Origin of the sequence: Legionella busanensis (genome assembly GCF_900461525.1) — a bacterium.
GTDB classification, from domain to species: Bacteria; Pseudomonadota; Gammaproteobacteria; order Legionellales; family Legionellaceae; genus Legionella_C; species Legionella_C busanensis.
The window spans coordinates 759,071-773,678 of the sequence record NZ_UGOD01000001.1; the positions used below are offsets into that span (position 1 = coordinate 759,071).

Genomic DNA, 14,608 nt, shown 5'->3' on the forward strand with positions numbered 1-14,608 from the left:
CTTCTCATGCCTCTTTAGGCAGTATCTAAATATATGGCTGTAGCAACTGTCTTGAACTTTTTATTCAAGACAATTGCTATGACACTTCTAGATATGCAGCATCCTATCCGGCCTACGTCCTGCGGCTTGTCCGCAGGATCTAGGGAAATGCTTGATTTACAGATTCCGCGAACGAGTCGCAGAACATAAGCATAGAGTTAAACTAGCCTTGCTAACTATAACCTTAGCCTGAGTGAAACATAGTAGCTTGGGCCTTGGTCTACCTGATATTATTAAATAGAAGGTGCCTGCAATAAATGTCTAAACGATAGTGCTTGTTTTAAATTATTTAAACTTACATCCTCTTTTTCTTCCAAATCAGCCACAGTTCGGGCTACTTTTAATAAGCGATGATAAGCACGACCTGATAATTTTAGTTTTACAAGTGCTTGCTGCAAAAACTCTTTTTTTTCTGACGTAAGGTTGCATAAGCGCTCACAATCTTGAACATTTAAATGACTATTAATGACACCTTGCCGCTTTATTTGTAAGCTACGTATGCTTTCTATTAGCTCTCTTACTAGAGAACTTTTATTCGCTTTATCATCATGTTCTTTAATCAATTCATCAGGACGTAGCGCTTGTACCTGAATATGCATATCAATTCTATCAAGTAGAGGGCCTGATAATTTAGCTAAATAACGACTAATTCTATCTGGTGTACAGCGGCAGTTAGCTTGAGAATTGCCCCAATGACCACAAGGACAAGGATTCATAGCTGCTATAAGCTGAAATTGAGCTGGAAATTCAGTTTGAATGGCTGCTCGAGAAATACAAATATTTCCAGATTCTAGGGGTTCGCGTAAAGTTTCTAGTACATGCTTGCTAAATTCTGGCAACTCATCAAGAAATAAAACACCATGGTGAGCTAAAGAAATCTCGCCAGGTTTAGGAGGATTACCGCCACCTACTAACGATACTGCTGAAGCTGTATGATGTGGCGCACGAAAAGGAGGTATGCACCAAGTTTGAGGATTAATTGCTCGACCTTGAATAGAGTAAATGGCAGCGCATTCTAGAGCTTGTAATTCAGATAATAATGGGAGAAGTGTTTTAAAACGTTTAGCAAGCATTGTTTTACCGCTGCCAGGAGGTCCGCTTAGCAAAATACTATGGCCGCCTGCAGCTGCTATAATCATTGCTTTTTTAGCATGTTTCTGGCCTTTAATATCTGACCAATCAATTGCTTCATTGTATAGGTTTACTAAACGTTCAGGTAAGATTTTTAGTGAAATATCCTGACATAAATGATTACAAACTTCTTGTAAGCTAGTTGCTGTATAGACATGAGGATAACCTGTAATAGCTGCCTCTTTAGCATTTGCTTCAGGTATAATCAGCGTTTTTTGTTCGCGCATAGCAGCAAGAACGATGGGAATAATACTATGCACAGCTTTTATTTCGCCGCTTAACGCTAATTCACCAATAAATTCATAATCACTTAATCTACTATTAGAGATTTGTTTAGATGCAGCAAGAATACCTATCGCTATAGGTAAGTCAAAGCCACTTCCTGCTTTGGGTAAATCAGCTGGTGCTAAGTTAACGGTAATTTTACGGCAGGGAAATTCAAAATGGCTATTAATAATTGCGCTGCGTACTCTGTCTTTGCTTTCCTTAACAGCAGTTTGAGCAAGCCCAACAATTGTAAAACTAGGTAAGCCATTAGATAAATGAACTTCTACAGACACGGAACGCGCGTCTATGCCTAATGCACTGCGCGTTTTGCTAAATGCAAGATTCATTAATTTCCTTAAATGAAGTTGGACGATTTTGTTTTAATCTGGTTTATTGATTACATCATTATTTTTTTTTCTCTATTAATTCATTCACTTGAGTTTGTAGGTTTTCAAGTTTTTCTCGAGTTCTTGCTAGAACTTTAAGTTGAATATCAAATTCCTCTCGGGTCACTAAATCCAAACGAGAAAACGTTGATTGCAAAACTTCTTTAAATTTTTGCCGTGTTTCTTTTTCTAAATTTTGCAAATCTAAAGGTAATGTAGTAAAAAGTTTTTTAGTTAAATCATCAAATAGTTTAGAATCCAGCATGAAAATCCTTAAGATTAGGCAATCTACATCAATTTTACAAAATATACTAAGTACTCACTAGAGGTAATTCTACTTCATTAATTAATAATAAAGATAGTAGCGCTTTTGGATAATCTGCTACTTAGCTTTTAATAGTGAATTTTTAAGAAGGCTAGTTACTCTATAAATGTTGTTTCTTTAAACGTTTGAATCTTGCATTAAAGTAAACTTTACAAATTATGCAAGCGTTTTGGAGTGGTTTATAGAAGCCTATTGTCTTTCTCTTAATTTTTCTATAATTCCAAAATTGTGATTAAATATCTCTCTTAATTGAATTAGGAAAACAATATGAAAATGCTTACCGCAATTATTAAACCTTTTAAGCTTGACGATGTTCATGAAGCTTTAATGGAGATAGGTGTCCCTGGCATTACAATTTCTGAAACCCGTGGCTTTGGGCGACAACGAGGCCATACTGAACTTTATAGGGGTGCTGAGTATGTTGTTGACTTTCTACCTAAAATAAAAATCGAACTTGCTCTTCCTGATAATATGGTTGAACCTGCTATCGATGCTATTTGTAAAGCAGCTTATACAGGCAAAATAGGTGATGGTAAGATTTTTGTATATGACTTACTCCAAGTTGTACGTGTGCGCACAGGCGAAGTAGGAGAAGATGCTTTAGGGTAATAATAGACCTCTTTCCAAACTAATATTGATGGCTAATGTCGGCCAAAAAAGAAATTTAACATGCTTATGTATTTTATAATAATTTAAAACCCTTTTCGACCCAACTTGTCTTTTCGATGCCGGTTTGGAAAGAGGTCTAATAATTAACGTAATCGCGAATTAATAAAAACCCATTCTGTTTTACTAACTGGTATAATGGATAAACGATTACCTTTACGTAACAATAACATATCCTTAAGTTCTGGATGTTGTTTTAATTGCTTTAGTTCAATCACTTCCGTAAATTTTTCTTTAAAAGTTACATCTACCATAACCCAACGTGGATTTTCAACGCTACTTTTAGAGTCAAAATGTTCATTTAATGGATCAAAAGCGGTGTGATCAGGATAAGCTTCACTATTGACCTCTGCAATACCAACAATTCCTGGCGTGTTGCAGTTAGAGTGATAGAAAAATACTAAATCGCCAATGGACATTTGATCTCGCATAAAATTACGTGCTTGATAATTACGTACACCGTCCCAATGCGATGTTTTATTAGGTGAATTATAAAGATCATCAATGCTAAAACAATTAGGCTCGGATTTCATTAACCAATAATTAATCATTGCTCACCCCACCAGTACGTATTATTTGGTGTAATCACTGCTGTTAAAGGGATATCCCATTCCTGAGGAATAATCAAGTGCTGATGTTGAAAATCATAAGCAGTACCAATAAGTAAAGGATGATTCTCTTTCGCAAGGGTACGATCATAATAGCCTGCGCCTCTACCTAAACGGGTACCATACTCATCAAAAGCGACTAAAGGAAGGAAAATTAAATTTAGCTCTTTAGGTGGAATTGCTTGAGAAAAGCTAATATCCGGCTCAAGGATCCCATATTGATTCTCTTTAAAAGGAGTCGCTGGTGTTGCTGGTAAAAATAGAAGTGTTTTATCTTTAGTAAGAGCAGGAAAGCAACAAAACTTGCCTTGCCTGGGCGCTGACTGCCAGATTTCTTTAAGGCTTATTTCTCCATTAGAAGCATTATAAAGAGCAAGGTTCTTAGCATAACGGTAATGCTTAAGTTGGCGGATACGTGCACATATTTTCCTAGAAGCTTCTTTTTGATAAGAAAGTGACAAATTTTCTCTTATGTCTTTGATAGTATTACGTAAAATTTTTTTAAAGCGATCAGCCATGGTTGTAAAAATAATAACTTATATATTTAATTATGACTCGGATAGATCGGTTTATTCAAGGTGCTTATGAGTACTTTTTTTTATTTAACTATCTAGTCAGGGCAAGAAAAATATTGTATATAGCCGTTCTAGCAAAATATTTAGTAATTTAATAAATTAACTACTTAATAAATGCTAGGAAATTAAGCTTACATGGCAATTTATTGTGCAGGTATGTTTTAATATTTAAATTATAAGCTGGCTTATTGACAAGCAGGGGCTTTTAGCAAGATAAAGACTCAAAGACGTGCCTAGCCCATATTGGTTTAACTTTTTAAAGTTATTGAATTAACTGATGAGAGATAGCAATGAGTGATTTATTTGATGACGAAGATGATTTACTAGAAGACGTATTTAGCCCTGATGATACAGTACCTGTTGATTCTGCTGACCTATCTGAAAGCACAGTTTTAGATGCGCGTCGTCGCCTTGAACAGGCTTTAGAAGAAAAGCGTCTTCGTGATGAACTGAATGATTTTGTAGATTATTAATAATGCCTTGTCAGGTTGTCTTTGGTGGACTAAGTAATAATATAAGTTTTGTAAGTCACGATCGTCTTTTGTTAGGTGAAGGACTTTTTGAAACTATAAAAATAGTAAATGGAGAGCCTTGTTATGCTGATCTTCATTGGCAAAGGCTCAAACAATCTGCCGATTTTTTAGAGATACCATTTAACCTTTCTCTAACAGAGTGGGTTGATAAACTTCTTTTGTATATTAAATCTATTGCGCTTAATAATGGTGGTATTAAAGCTGTTTTAAGTGGAGGCAGTGGGGAAAGAGGACTAAATGCTAAAGGTAAAACACCTTATTTATTTTTAGAAGCGTTTAGTTATCAACCAAACTATTCTGCTGTAATACTTACTCAAGCGCCTTGGCTAAGAGACAGTAGTAATCCTGTTTACAAAATTAAGTCAATTAATTACCTTGAAGCCATTATGGCTTCTCGCTATGCCAAAGAAAAAAGGGTAGATGATGTTTTATTTTTTAATTTAGATCAATTCGCTCTTGAAACCACCATTGCTAACTTCTTTTTAATCATTGATGGTCAACTGGTTACGCCATCACTAACCTGTAATATTTTACCTGGTATTACTCGCAGCCGAATTTTAGCAATTTGTCAGCAATTAAATAAACCCTGTATTGAAACTAACGTTTCTAAGTCTATGTTAGCGCAAGCGGAAGCTGCATTTATTTGTAATACATTACAAACTATTCGGCCGGTAAAAGCATTAGATGAATTTCACTATTGTGAACAGCATCCTCTATTAAAAGAATTAATTAAATTGGTAGCATAAGTTGATTTAAAGGTTATTGTGGCAATTAACAATTCTTAAGATAAATATCTTTATATAATAATGACTTAAGTTACTAATAAAAAATTTCTAATATTATTTGAAAATTATTTTTTTAATTTGTAAAAAAAATATCTTTGTAAAATATAAAAAAAATGCTATAGCTTAAATATAGTTAATAAAACCTTAATCTAGGTTTGTTAATATAACTTCAAGACTTAATATGAGGTGCTTCTATGGCTAGCACAAATAATATTTTAGCAGGTTTGAAAAAAAATCTAGTTTCTTCTGGGGTTGAAATAAGTCAAGAATCTCCAGTTGAAAATAATACTGCAAAAAAAATGCCTAATTTCTCACCTGCTCAAGATATGACTAGGGTTCTTCAAGAATGTCTCACCAAAAAAGGTGCTCCTAATTTAGTGCCTAAATAGTTTAAAATTTAAATAACCTCCTCTTAGATAAATCTTACAAAATTTTATATACTTAATTCTAACAAGTATTCGACTTATAAGATGACGTTTGTTATTTTAATTAAGTTATACGTAGTGGTTAGATGGAGTACATATGGCTAGTTTTTCTGAGACAACCCATTGGCGCGACTCGGCAAGAAGTGCTCGTTTTTTTATTGTCGATGCACGAGCCGCATTCCCAATCTTTATATTTTTAATGCATATAAGATTCTGGACGGGTTTCTTAGTCGTAATATCGGCAATTTTTTTCGGTGTTATTGAACATTATGGCTTTACTGTACCTGTTTTTTTAAGATGGCTTAGAAGCTTTCTTGCCGGTCGAGTTAAATCATCTCAACCCTGGTGGCGATAAATATGAGTACTGATATTGATATTCGTAAAAGTTTAGCCCTCATTGCTACCTCAATGAATGCTAAATTTTATTTAAATGATAGGTTTATGAGCTTAGACGAGGTTTTTTCTGACACAGGTTTATTGCCGGCTATTGCTCGTCGTGCTGACCAATTATGCTCCCTTTGTTTAGGCTATGGATTGGGCGCTACTTTTGATGAAGCAGAAAATGCTCTCTTAGGTACTCGGGTGGTCTTTGACGAGGTTACTCCCAATTCATTACGTCTTTTATGTATGACAGATGTGTTAAATGAATTAATTCAAGGAGGACCAAGCCGGGATTATACGCCTCTTGATGAATTGATGTATGATTAAAAGTTGACCATGCATTAAATATAATGTACAATTAGGGTACACTAAACATGATGCACTGCAAGAAATTTTAACTTAGCGACGAATTTAAAAATTAATTGTAAAAAAATTGAAATTTTTAGGTTTTTAAGTTTATCTTAAGGAAAATTCTGTTAATCTATACGTGGTAACAAAAGATTTGGAAGAAAAATGGCTGATACAAATTTTACAAATTATAGTAGATTTGAGTTTTTTAAGGCTAAAGCTCAAACTGAAACAAAGGTTGTTTCTAATGAGAAAGAGTCTAGTGTCACTGATTTATTTGATGAAGCAGCTAATATTATAACCAATAATTTAGGAGTTTTAGAGCGACAAAGGAGTGCTCTTGAAAAAATTCTAGGTAGGGGGCTAAGCCAAGATGCTAAAAAAGCCAGCCAGATAGCAAATGAAGCGACAAGTGATATGACAGCTGTCCTTAATGGTGCAGAACTTACTGAGCAATATGAATTAAAATCTAAGCAAACAGATTCTATTATTTCTACAAATTCTGTAGAAAAGCAAACAGAATCCACTGATACTCAAGATAATACTTCCTCAAAATCATTCTCTTTTTAGAGTTTAAGCCGAATTTAATTTAAACAGTATTTAACTTTTCTTAGTTAAGTACTGTTATAATATTTCTAATACGCGTTGTTCTTAAATAACTAAGCAAATCCATAGGTATGAGTAAATATCATTTAAATGAGAAACAAATAAAAGCTATTTTAAAAATTTTGGCAGATGCTAGTAATCGAGGCCCATGGGAAGCGTCTAATTTTTTAAAAGTGATTGGAAAAACATTTCAAGATTTTCATGATCAGCTAGCTGCTCAATTGGAGAAAATTAATAAAGCAACGGCTGGAAGTAACACATTATTTGGCAGAGCGGTAAATCCAAACCAGCAAGAAGTTTTTATCTCTCTTTACACTATGGATGGTAGCAATATACAAGCTTGGGAGCGTATTATTCTTAATCTCCCTAAACAGATGATTTCTCGGCCTATCTATGCCAACGAAGAAGATGTTAAGAGCTTAATTAAATCAAAAGAAAATAAATTAAATGAAGGGTATATTGCTATTTTTGTTGATAAAAACAGTATATTGACTTTACCACCTGATAAAATGCCTCGAGACCGATTTGGTAAGCAATTGCTGACTTTAAGGGACCGCTCTTTAGATCTTAACAATATTCATTATTTTGTTCATCTTTCAGGGACTTATCGTTATCAAAGAGGACGACTACTTATGACTAGTGTAGAACGTTAAGTACTTGAGATAAATAATTTTAACTTGTTAAGTTACCTGCTTAAATAATAGAAATTTAACTATAACTTGCTTCATTAGTGTTATTTTCAACTAGGTAAAAATCTATTGATGAATTAAAAGATAATTTATAGTTAAAAACGGGAGAAATTTCGCCAATTTTAGCTAATAAAGTTATAATGAAAGGTATATACTTGAATTAAATAACTGGATTTAAATAGCCGATGGCCCAACAACCACAGCAATCTGGTGGTGGCGGAGGAGGCGATAATTCCATGGCGCCAGTATGGATAACCCTACTGGTTTTTGTGGTTTTATATGCTATTTGGTACGCTGCCCATCAATATATAGTAGCTTTTGTTTTTCACATTAATTTATTAGAAGCTAAGTTTGTTAACTTATTCATTGATAATCCTAAACTTGCTAATGATGTTTATTTGATGCAAACACTTAATCCCTCATCTGTTAAGTGGGATCAGTTCGCTGATTTAACAGCAAGTGTTGGAGATTATATTCGCTATCCTATTGTTGCTATCCTAGCTCTATTAGCTGTTTATCTATATACATCAAATGTGACTTTAAAATTTCGTAAAGCACACGATATGAAAACATTACGAGCGCAAGAGCAATTTAATTGGCCGGCTATTATGCCTATTGTCAAAGAAGATATTGTTAGTGAGGATGTAAATAAAGGTCGTTGGGCAATGGGTTTAACACCCATGGAATTCGCACGTAAATATAATTTGTTAAAAAAAGACGATGCTTTATTAGATAATCCTCTTCCAGGCATGGAATTTACAGCAGGCGTTCGTCGTGGCGATGCTAAGCGCGTTTTTACTTTGCAGCTTGGGCCTTATTGGGAAAGTTTTGAGCGTTGCTCTCCTCAAGCTTATACCCTAGCAGCAGTGTTTATGGCTCGTATTAATCGGGATCGTGGCGCCGCCAGTATGATCTTAGAGCATATAGACAAAACGTTTGCCCAAGGTAAACCGGATTTTGCTGTTGCAAGACCTATTTTAAAAAAATACGAAAATTCAGAAATTGTTCAAGAAATAGTGAGTCAACATGCTTATATGTTGACCGTAATGGCCTCTTTATTAGAAAGTGCTCGTAAAGACGGCGTTGTGCCTAGTGCAGAATTTTTATGGTTAAAGCCCCTAGATCGCCGATTATGGTATATGCTTAATAGTGTTGGTAGACAAACGCCATTTGCTGAAGTAGCAGGTCCTTTTGCTCATTGGATAGCAGAAAAAGCATTAGGTAGGCGTTCGTTAGTTCCCATGATTGATGAAGCTATTAAAGCTTTAGAGATAGCTATAAAAGAAGTTAAGCTGTCTCCTCGTGAGTTGCAGGAGTTAAAGCCATGATGCGTGGTATTGATTCAAGGCATGAAATTGACCCTACGCTGCTCTTAAGAGATACGCGTACAATAGGGCAACGTATTGCTGACTTTTTTTCAGACCCTACTAATGCATCAATTATATTAGTGATGTTTGCAGGTGTAGCCTATTATATGACTGCACTTGCTACCGTTGGATTAGTGCTAGGGTTTTTTTGTTTTCTTTATAGCTTTACTAGAAAACAAACGCTTCCTTTTAGATTACCTAAAGTTGCTCAAGTAAAAGATTATAATGATTTAAAGCCGGGTATCAAAACACCAAATATCGCACGTGGAATTACATTTTTTGGTAACGATAGAAAAACGAACGAAGAGTTATGGTTTGCTAATGAAGATATGCGAACTCATGCTTTAATCTTTGGCTCAACTGGTAGTGGTAAAACCGAAGCGTTAGTGTCCCTCGCATTTAATGCTTTAGTGCAGGCAAGCGGTTTTATTTATGTCGATGGAAAAGGTGATAACTCTCTGTATGCTAAAGTCTTTTCCATGGTACGTAGCATGGGGCGTGAGGATGACTTGTTACTTATTAATTTTATGACAGGCGCTAGAGACATTATCGGTCCGCAGGAAAAACGTCTTTCTAATACTCTTAATCCATTTTGCCAAGGCTCATCTAGTATGTTAACCCAGCTAGTTGTAAGCTTAATGGGCTCATCTAATCAATCGTCTGATGGTGATATGTGGAAAGGGCGAGCTATAAGCTTCGTTGAAGCCTTAATGAAGTTATTAGTTTATATGCGGGATGAAGGTGCCATTTTATTGGATGCCAATACTATTCGAAATTACTTTGATTTAAATCGGCTAGAAGCGATTGTAATAGATAAAGTATTTCCCCGTGATGAACAAGAAAGTATTAATATTGAATCAGTGCCAAAACTTGTAACCGATCCTCTACGTAACTACGTGTTTAATTTACCTGGGTATAATAAGGAAAAGAAAGGTAAACAAGTATCACAAGTTTTAGAACAGCATGGTTTTATAACGATGCAGTTAACGCGAACTTTCTCATCTTTAGCAGATACTTATGGTCATATTATTAGGACAAATCTTGCTGAAGTAGATTTTAAAGACGTTGTTTTAAATCGACGTATCTTGGTCGTATTATTGCCTGCTTTAGAAAAATCTCCCGATGAATTAGCGAACCTAGGTAAAGTGATTGTATCTTCCTTGAAAGCAATGATGGCTGCAGGCTTAGGAGAAGAAGTAGAAGGGGATTATCGGGATGTTATTGAGCGTAAAGCGACCAATGCGCCTACGCCGTATATGTGTATATTAGACGAGTATGGCTATTATGCAGTACAAGGTTTTGCTGTTGTGCCAGCCCAAGCGCGTTCATTAGGTTTTTCCGCTATCTTTGCAGGACAAGATTTACCAGCCTTCCAAAAGGCTTCTAAAGAGGAAGCTGCCTCAATTGGTGCAAATACTAACATTAAGATTTGTATGAAGCTTGAAGATCCCACTGAAACTTGGGATTTCTTTACGAAGACTGCGGGTGAAGCTTATGTCACTAAAGTAGATTCTTTTCAGACTAAAGATACGAGTATTGCAAATACTTATATGGATACAAAGAGTTCTTCATTTGAGAAACGTGCTCGTATTGATTTATTAGATCTAAAAGAACAGACTGAAGGTGAAGCGCATATCTTCTTTAAATCAAAAATTGTAAGAGCCCGCATGTTTTATGCTAATCCTAAACCAGTAAAACAATTAAAACTAAATCAATTTTTGAAAGTTGAACCGCCAGCTGATGACTATTTAGCAAAATTACAAAAGCAACTTTCTGGTTTTCAACGCATATTAGATAGTGGTGATTTAAGTATTGACAAAGATCTAGAAAGTGAGGAAATCTCTCTCATTACACAAGCGTTACATGAGTCCACAATTTCAGAGCCAATAGAACGTGGCGTAGCTGCTTTACTTGCTTATCATGGACAAAATGAATTACCGCCACTTGAAGATATTGTTGAGGAAGTAGAAGAAGGCGTATTAACAATCTTTAATCAATTACGCCAACAACCAGGCTCTTTACCTCTGCTAGTTAATGATACAGAGCAATTTTCTCAGCCTCTATTAGATGTTAATAATACTCGTAATTACCTATCTACTATCGAGCGCTTAAGTGGTGCAAAAGATAAGTATGCAGGTTCTATATCAAATGAGCTTATTAAAGATTTCAAAACAGCTACCAGTTATCCACCATTAGAAAGGGATTACATTAGTGGCGAAGAACTAGCTGAGCTTGCTAACGAGCTTTCCAATAGAATTGCTAGTGAACGAGAGAAAGCGAGCCTAGAAGATAAAATCGATTAATAACTACTAAAATTAATTAGCTCATCTAATTTTGACTTAGGTTCTTTAAATCTAGTACTCTCCTTTGTCACACTCTCTTTGGCCTAGTCTGAACCTAAACACAAAAGTGTATATAACTAGCTTTTATTAAATAAAATTATTTTTATTTTATCAACCCTTGACAGTAATAATGAGTTAACATATGTAAGGTTCTGAAATAACAACATTTATTGCTCTGATAATAGGCATTTTTTTGAATGGCTTATGAATTTTTTATGAATCCCTTGTAACCTGAAGATTTGTATGTTTTGATTTTACTAAAATGAATCAGCAATATTGGCGGCAGGATTTTAAGTGAAACGAGTAAGTGTTGGTTATTTAACCTTTTTGATACGATATTTTATCGTGTTAGCAACATTAATTTTGACAGGTTGTTGCTGTGGTAATGGCAAAATGTTACTCCTTACTCAACAGGGTTTTAAATTGCCTACTCGAGTTAAAGGCTCTTCTGATGCTTACGTTATTGCGCAGCAAGCAGGATTTGCTAAATGTGGGGTTCAAGTCATTACTATTGGCTCTGATTATTTAATTAGTATTCCTTCAGCTGTTTTATTTGCTGATCAATCTCCAAGAATAAAGTGGGGAGCATATTCGGTTCTAAATAAAGTTGTTAAATTTATGCAGCAATTTAGAAAAGTAGGCGTTAATGTAACAAGCTATAGTAGCCAGTATGTTTCCTCTAAAAGAGAACAATCATTAACTTTAGCGCGTGCAAGGGCAGTGGCTGATTATTTATGGTCACAAGGTATAGACAGTCGTTTTCTTTTTGCAGAAGGTGCAGGAAGTGAAAAGCCTATATCAGCATTTATGCAAGGCGGAGATCGCTCTTTAAATTCCAGAGTTGAGATTACTTTTAGAGATGTTGTTGCTTAAGTAAAAGTATACTGTTCTAAATTGGTAATTAAATTTTGTAGGAGCTTATGCGCGCCCTTAAATGATAAAGGTAGTATTGGGAGAAATAGAAGTAATTATATAGCAACTAATAATTGTTAAGAAATTTAAAAGCTTATTGCTTAATGCCTTAAATGAGGTTTAAATGAGTCGTCAGTCTTGGAATAGAATAAAACGGTCAAAATCATTTTATGTAATGACATATAGACGAGCATTAAAGTTCTTATTGTTGTCTATGGCATTGAACGTATTTTTTTGTGTTGCTATTAGTTACGTATATTTAAATAGGCCTGAGCGGACATTTTATGCAACGAGTGGAATTACGCCTCCTATTGAGCTTACCCCATTAGCTACACCAAATTATTCAGCACAATTTTTACTGTCACCAGATCCAGTTGATGATAATGAAGAGAAAGCCATACCACAATAAAAAGAGGAAAAGATGGTTAAAGATTCGCTAACAGCGGTAACTTTGCGTAATGAGTTTTACCGAGACGGTCAAAGAAAAATGGTTTTAGGTTTACTCATTTCATTGCTTACTAATTTTGCTTTAGGATGTATGTTAGCTTATTTACTCACACATCCCCCAGCACCTAAATATTTTGCTACAAGTATTAACGGGCGCATTACGCCAATTTTCCCTTTAAATGAGCCTAACCAATCTGATTCAGCAGTTCTACAATGGGCCAATCAGGCTGCTATTGCAGCATTTACTTATAACTTTGTTAATTATCGTGATGAGTTGCAAGCAGCCTCAGGGTTTTTTACGGCAGACGGTTGGCAACAATTTTTAGTCGCATTGCAACAATCTAATAACTTGGATGCTGTTAAAGCTAAAAAGCTAATTGTATCAGCAGTTGCAACACGGGCACCTATTATTTTACAAAAAGGCTTACTAAATGGTCGTTATTCATGGCGAGTACAAATGCCCTTATTAGTAACTTATCAAAGTGCAAGCGAGTTTTCTCAACAAAATAATGTAGTTACTATGCTAATAACGCGAGTTTCAACTCTTAATTCACCTCGAGGTATAGGCATTGCACAGTTCGTAGTTGGTCCAGCGAGCGGCGGAGTAACCTAATTATGTTTAAGCCAAAAAAAAGTATTATAACAAGAGCTAGTTCGCTATTTGTTAGTGCTATGACTCTAGTCAGTACAGTACTCTATGCTGCTGATCAATCGGATTCTGCACAGCAGGCTCTACAGCAGTTACGGCTATTACAACAGCGATTAGCAAACCAGAATCAAGGGGATAATGCCAATACAGCTCAGACTGGAAATACCACTACCACAGCTGGCGTTACTAACCCGCAAACTACAAGTGTAATACCTAATATTGCTAATCCTCCGCGTAGAACCGTTACAACGACTACTAGTAGATCTATACCAGCTGTTAGCACAGTTCCTAGCACATCAACTACTATTAATACCGCTGAAGCTAATGTAAATCCTGTGCCAGCTATCAATAAGGAATCTTTAGACGCTGTTGCTTTTGAAAGTATAACTCAACAATTATTCCCTTTAACTCCAGAGCAAACTATCCGTTTAAAGCAAATGTTTCAAACAGCAGAATTTGCTCAAGCATCACCGGCTGGAATTCCGCCAAAACCTACGGCAACGTCACAATTTGTTAATCTATCTCCTGGCTCTACACCGCCTGTTATTCGTTTAGCACAAGGGTTTGTTTCTTCTTTGGTATTTTTAGACTCAACAGGCGCACCATGGCCTATTAGTGCATATGACCTTGGCGATCCTTCATCCTTTAATATTCAATGGGATAGAACAAGTAATACTTTAATGATTCAAGCAACGAAGCTTTATACATATGGAAATTTGGCTGTAAGGTTAAGAGGGTTAAATACACCGGTGATGTTAACTCTAATTCCTGGCCAAAAAGCAGTTGATTATCGAGTTGATTTACGTGTCCAAGGTTATGGTCCCCATGCTGTGACACCTGTAGCTGAAGTAGGGTTACCCCCAAGTGCAAATGATCTTTTGTTGCATGTTTTAGATGGTGTACCTCCAGGTGGAAGTCAGCGGTTAACTGTCAGCGGGGGTGACGCTAGAGCATGGTTATTTAACAATAGAATGTATGTTAGAACTAACCTTACAATTTTATCGCCAGGATGGATTAGCAGTATGACAAGTGCAGATGGTATGCATGCTTATGAAATGCAAAAGTCTCCTGTTCTGCTTGTATCTTGGCATGGAAAAGTCATGCAGCTTAAGGTAGAAGGGTTATAA

Annotated in this window: 18 protein-coding genes; 14 read left to right on the forward strand and 4 right to left on the reverse strand. The window is 35.6% G+C overall.

Annotation, left to right across the window (positions count from 1 at the left end; all coding sequences use genetic code 11):
* Positions 1–272 precede the first annotated feature (272 nt).
* Positions 273–1,784 (reverse strand): YifB family Mg chelatase-like AAA ATPase, encoded by a 1,512-nt coding sequence (locus tag DYH30_RS03480; RefSeq protein ID WP_115330322.1) that lies wholly within the window; start codon positions 1,782–1,784, stop codon positions 273–275.
* A 58-nt stretch (positions 1,785–1,842) separates the two neighbouring features.
* On the reverse strand, positions 1,843–2,088 hold the full coding sequence (locus DYH30_RS03485) for an accessory factor UbiK family protein (RefSeq protein ID WP_115330323.1): 246 nt from the start codon (positions 2,086–2,088) through the stop codon (positions 1,843–1,845).
* A 327-nt stretch (positions 2,089–2,415) separates the two neighbouring features.
* Between DYH30_RS03485 and DYH30_RS03490 the strand changes: the two genes are divergently transcribed.
* Positions 2,416–2,757: a P-II family nitrogen regulator gene (locus tag DYH30_RS03490; protein ID WP_115330324.1), complete on the forward strand. Its 342-nt coding sequence runs from the start codon at positions 2,416–2,418 to the stop codon at positions 2,755–2,757.
* 143 nt (positions 2,758–2,900) lie between these two features.
* On the opposite strand, the gene DYH30_RS03495 is transcribed toward DYH30_RS03490, so the two are convergent.
* Together DYH30_RS03495 and DYH30_RS03500 are read right to left on the reverse strand one after the other, a co-directional pair.
* Positions 2,901–3,365, reverse strand: a complete 465-nt coding sequence (locus DYH30_RS03495; protein ID WP_242604711.1) for an EVE domain-containing protein — start codon at positions 3,363–3,365, stop codon at positions 2,901–2,903.
* Positions 3,362–3,940, reverse strand: coding sequence for a 5-formyltetrahydrofolate cyclo-ligase (locus DYH30_RS03500; RefSeq protein ID WP_115330325.1), 579 nt, complete (start codon positions 3,938–3,940; stop codon positions 3,362–3,364). Before DYH30_RS03500 ends, DYH30_RS03495 begins: the two co-directional genes overlap by 4 nt.
* Before the next feature lie 347 nt (positions 3,941–4,287).
* Between DYH30_RS03500 and DYH30_RS03505 the strand changes: the two genes are divergently transcribed.
* The 13 genes from DYH30_RS03505 (at position 4,288) to DYH30_RS03565 (ending at position 14,608) form a co-directional block, all read left to right on the forward strand.
* Positions 4,288–4,470 carry a PA3496 family putative envelope integrity protein gene (locus tag DYH30_RS03505; protein WP_115330326.1) on the forward strand — a complete coding sequence of 61 codons (183 nt, stop codon included), beginning with the start codon at positions 4,288–4,290 and terminating at the stop codon, positions 4,468–4,470.
* A gap of 2 nt (positions 4,471–4,472) precedes the next feature.
* The gene (locus tag DYH30_RS03510) at positions 4,473–5,276 is read left to right on the forward strand and encodes an aminotransferase class IV (RefSeq protein WP_115330327.1); all 804 of its coding nucleotides are present in this window, start codon (positions 4,473–4,475) and stop codon (positions 5,274–5,276) included.
* Between the two features lie 233 nt (positions 5,277–5,509).
* A complete protein-coding gene (locus tag DYH30_RS03515; protein WP_115330328.1) occupies positions 5,510–5,704 on the forward strand; it encodes a hypothetical protein in 195 nt (64 codons plus the stop codon).
* A 133-nt stretch (positions 5,705–5,837) separates the two neighbouring features.
* Positions 5,838–6,095: an IcmT/TraK family protein gene (icmT, locus tag DYH30_RS03520; RefSeq protein ID WP_115330329.1), complete on the forward strand. Its 258-nt coding sequence runs from the start codon at positions 5,838–5,840 to the stop codon at positions 6,093–6,095.
* Positions 6,096–6,097: 2 nt separating this feature from the next.
* Positions 6,098–6,448, forward strand: coding sequence for a type IV secretion IcmS family protein (locus tag DYH30_RS03525; protein WP_115330330.1), 351 nt, complete (start codon positions 6,098–6,100; stop codon positions 6,446–6,448).
* Positions 6,449–6,634: 186 nt separating this feature from the next.
* On the forward strand, positions 6,635–7,039 hold the full coding sequence (locus DYH30_RS03530; protein WP_115330331.1) for a hypothetical protein: 405 nt from the start codon (positions 6,635–6,637) through the stop codon (positions 7,037–7,039).
* A 107-nt stretch (positions 7,040–7,146) separates the two neighbouring features.
* Positions 7,147–7,728, forward strand: coding sequence for a Dot/Icm secretion system protein IcmQ (gene icmQ / locus DYH30_RS03535; protein ID WP_115330332.1), 582 nt, complete (start codon positions 7,147–7,149; stop codon positions 7,726–7,728).
* Positions 7,729–7,949: 221 nt separating this feature from the next.
* Positions 7,950–9,092: a type IVB secretion system coupling complex protein DotM/IcmP gene (gene icmP, locus DYH30_RS03540; RefSeq protein WP_115330333.1), complete on the forward strand. Its 1,143-nt coding sequence runs from the start codon at positions 7,950–7,952 to the stop codon at positions 9,090–9,092.
* On the forward strand, positions 9,089–11,434 hold the full coding sequence (locus tag DYH30_RS03545; protein WP_115330334.1) for a TraM recognition domain-containing protein: 2,346 nt from the start codon (positions 9,089–9,091) through the stop codon (positions 11,432–11,434). The genes icmP and DYH30_RS03545 overlap by 4 nt, the downstream gene beginning before the upstream one ends.
* A gap of 333 nt (positions 11,435–11,767) precedes the next feature.
* Positions 11,768–12,346 (forward strand): type IVB secretion system protein IcmN/DotK, encoded by a 579-nt coding sequence (gene icmN, locus DYH30_RS03550; protein ID WP_242604710.1) that lies wholly within the window; start codon positions 11,768–11,770, stop codon positions 12,344–12,346.
* 163 nt (positions 12,347–12,509) lie between these two features.
* Positions 12,510–12,794: a type IVB secretion system protein IcmM/DotJ gene (gene icmM, locus DYH30_RS03555; protein WP_115330335.1), complete on the forward strand. Its 285-nt coding sequence runs from the start codon at positions 12,510–12,512 to the stop codon at positions 12,792–12,794.
* A gap of 12 nt (positions 12,795–12,806) precedes the next feature.
* Positions 12,807–13,445 (forward strand): type IVB secretion system apparatus protein IcmL/DotI, encoded by a 639-nt coding sequence (locus DYH30_RS03560; RefSeq protein WP_115330336.1) that lies wholly within the window; start codon positions 12,807–12,809, stop codon positions 13,443–13,445.
* A gap of 59 nt (positions 13,446–13,504) precedes the next feature.
* A complete protein-coding gene (locus DYH30_RS03565) occupies positions 13,505–14,608 on the forward strand; it encodes a DotH/IcmK family type IV secretion protein (RefSeq protein WP_115332485.1) in 1,104 nt (367 codons plus the stop codon).